The sequence below is a fragment of the Wenyingzhuangia sp. genome (genome assembly GCF_039768515.1).
Lineage (GTDB): Bacteria > Bacteroidota > Bacteroidia > Flavobacteriales > Flavobacteriaceae > Wenyingzhuangia.
This window is the reverse complement of record NZ_JBDNAI010000009.1, coordinates 1-2,631: the sequence shown is the minus strand read 5'-3', so window position 1 is coordinate 2,631 and position 2,631 is coordinate 1. Positions and strand designations below refer to the sequence as shown.

The following is a 2,631-nucleotide window of genomic DNA, read 5'->3' as shown; positions in this document are numbered from 1 at the left end:
GTTAATTTAAATACATTATCCTCAACCTCAAATAAAACATTAGCAAGTATTGGGAGTGTTTGTCTTTTTTCTACGACACCCAGGGTGGTATTAAGAGCTGAAACAATATCCTCTTTTTTAACGGTGATTTCCATTTAATTTGTTAGTGTCCTATTTAGGTTTCTATAATCCTCTTCTAGTGAAGGAATTTCTTTTCTTAGTTCCTTAATTTTACTACAAGCATGGAGCACGGTGGTGTGGTCTCTTCCATTAAAAGCTTCTCCAATTTCTGGAAGGCTGTGGTTCGTTAACTCTTTGGTTAAAGACATAGCTAGTTGCCTTGGCCTAGTGATAGACCTGCTCCTTCTTTTTGATAAAAGATCGGATAATTTAATGTTGTAGTATTCAGCAACAGTTTTCTGAATGTTGTCTATGCTTACCATTTTAGCTGAAATAACAAACAAATCTTTTAGCGCCTCTTTAACAAAGGGTATATCGATCTCCTGATCAGCAAAACGGGAGTTTGCTACCACTCTTTTTAATGCGCCCTCTAACTCTCTAATGTTTGATCTAATTCTTTGTGCTATGTAAATTGCACAATCGTTTGGAAGGGATACGCCCATTGAGTTTGCCTTGCTTAGTAACACTGCAGCACGGGTTTCAAGCTCTGGCGGCTCAATAATGACCGGCAAACCCCAGCCAAGCCTTGATTTTAAGCGCTCCTCAAGGCCATCTATCTCTTTTGGATATTTGTCGCATGTGAGTATCATTTGATGGTTTCGGTCAAGAAGTGCGTTAAATGTATGGAAAAACTCCTCTTGAGACTGCTCTTTGCCTGCAAAAAACTGGATATCATCGATTAGTAGGGCATCAGCATTCCTATAAAACTCCTTAAACTCGCTCATAGCGCCTAATTGAAGGGCTTTTACCATATCAGCAACAAATTTCTCTGAATGGACGTAAACTATCCTTTTAGAAGTACTAGAATTAAGTATTTCATTGCCTACAGCATGCATTAGGTGGGTTTTTCCAAGCCCAACACCTCCGTAAATAAACAACGGGTTGTAGTCACCCTTCGGGTTTGCTGCAACCTGCTTTGCGGCAGCTAATGCCATGTGATTAGACTTTCCCTCTACAAATGTATTAAAGGTAAAGTGTTTAACTAAACCAGGGGTATTAACCTCAGCTACGTTCAGTTTCTCGACAAATGTTGATTTGTCTAGGGTTTTGAATTTTACACTTAGTGACTCATCGGATTTATTTACTAGATTCTCAATGATTTGACCTAGGTTTTCTTTAACATATGTAAGCACAAAATCGTTTGGGGCGCTTATCTCAAGTTCGTTTTTATTAATATTGGCTCGAAGGGGTTTAATCCAGGTGTTAAACTCTTCTTGTGATAGCTTGGTTTCAAGTTTTTCCGTGCATTCAGACCAAAATTTCAATTTATAAGACCTCCAGTAGAAAAGCTAGTCTAACAAAAACTAACAAGATATCTACAGCATAAGCATATGTATTTTCTGTGGATAACTTGTTAATATCTAGGACGTTGATTTTTAATTTTTTTTTCTTTCAATTCGCTCACAATGCTTTATAATTCACGCCTAATTTTTTGAGTAATTATGAAAAGAACATTTCAACCCAGCACATTAAAAAGAAAGCGAACTCATGGTTTTAGGGCAAGGATGTCAACCAAGGCTGGTAGAGCGGTTATTGCCAATAGAAGAAAAAAGGGTCGCAAAGTACTAACCGCGTAATTTAGGCTTCGTTATTTCAAAAAAAATTTATCACTCAAGCTACGCATCAATATTTTTTGATGTTGAGTCTAAAAACCAAAAACTTAAGATTATTGTTAAAAAAAAGGACTATTCCTTGGCCGTTCATCGCAATAAAATTAAACGCTGGATCAGGGAGATTTTTAGAAAAAGCTGTTTAGGTGATAGGTATGTTGTGGTGGTAAGAAGGGGTTTTTTGGAAGTTGGTTTTAAAAATGTTTCTTGTGATTTTGAGCTTGCGCTAGATAATTTTGTAAATAGTTTACAAGACGATTAATATGAAAAAGTTTTTAGTATTATTGATTAATTTTTATCAAAAATATTTGAGTTTTTTGTTTGGAAAGAATTGTAGGTTTGAGCCAACATGTTCTCAGTATGCTAAAGAGAGCATAGAGATTCATGGGGTTGTTGTTGGTGGCTACTATTCAATAATAAGAATTTTTAGGTGTGGTCCATGGTCGACTGGTGGGGTAGATGAGGTAAAAAAATGAATTGGAGATATATATACATAGGCTCTGTTGTGGTTTTGTCATATGTTTTGTTTTTGTCGTGGAACGCCGAAAAGGAAATTAAACAAGAGTTTGCTGAAGCATCGTTTATAGAGCAAAACAAAAGCGAAGAGCTTTTGCCCCCAGGAGAGACAGCTGGTTTTATTCAGATACAAAATGAAAAGCTTGATGTTTTAGTTAGTCCGTCTTCAGGAAAGATATGGCAGGCCAGGCTTAAAGAATACACTTATTTAAACAATGATGAGTCACAAGGCGTGCGGTTATTTGGTTTTGATCTCCTTTCTGGTTTTAAGTTTTATTTAAACAGTGGTTTTGTTTCGGAGGGCGAGGTTTTTGATGTTGAGCAAATAACCCCTTCCTCTGTAAGG

Annotated in this window: 4 protein-coding genes; 3 read left to right on the top strand and 1 reads right to left on the bottom strand. The window is 36.6% G+C overall.

Features of this window, described 5'->3' with window-relative positions; all coding sequences use genetic code 11:
- Positions 1 to 134: 134 nt before the first annotated feature.
- Entirely contained in the window at positions 135 to 1,424 is a 1,290-nt protein-coding gene (gene dnaA, locus ABF281_RS00655; protein ID WP_347179773.1) for a chromosomal replication initiator protein DnaA, read from the bottom strand.
- 177 nt (positions 1,425 to 1,601) lie between these two features.
- On the opposite strand from dnaA, the gene rpmH reads away from it, so the two are divergent.
- The 3 genes from rpmH to ABF281_RS00640 all read left to right on the top strand — a co-directional run.
- On the top strand, positions 1,602 to 1,736 hold the full coding sequence (gene rpmH, locus ABF281_RS00650) for a 50S ribosomal protein L34 (RefSeq protein WP_008490980.1): 135 nt from the start codon (positions 1,602 to 1,604) through the stop codon (positions 1,734 to 1,736).
- 296 nt (positions 1,737 to 2,032) lie between these two features.
- The gene (yidD, locus tag ABF281_RS00645) at positions 2,033 to 2,245 is read left to right on the top strand and encodes a membrane protein insertion efficiency factor YidD (RefSeq protein WP_347179772.1); all 213 of its coding nucleotides are present in this window, start codon (positions 2,033 to 2,035) and stop codon (positions 2,243 to 2,245) included.
- On the top strand, positions 2,242 to 2,631 hold a 390-nt coding region (locus tag ABF281_RS00640), incomplete at its 3' end, for a hypothetical protein (RefSeq protein ID WP_347179771.1). The genes yidD and ABF281_RS00640, both read left to right, overlap by 4 nt.

Bases quoted from the DNA above. Each gene is read 5' to 3' on its own strand.
- rpmH (WP_008490980.1), top strand. From the start codon at position 1,602: ATGAAAAGAACATTTCAACCCAGCACATTAAAAAGAAAGCGAACTCAT.
- yidD (WP_347179772.1), top strand. From the start codon at position 2,033: ATGAAAAAGTTTTTAGTATTATTGATTAATTTTTATCAAAAATATTTG.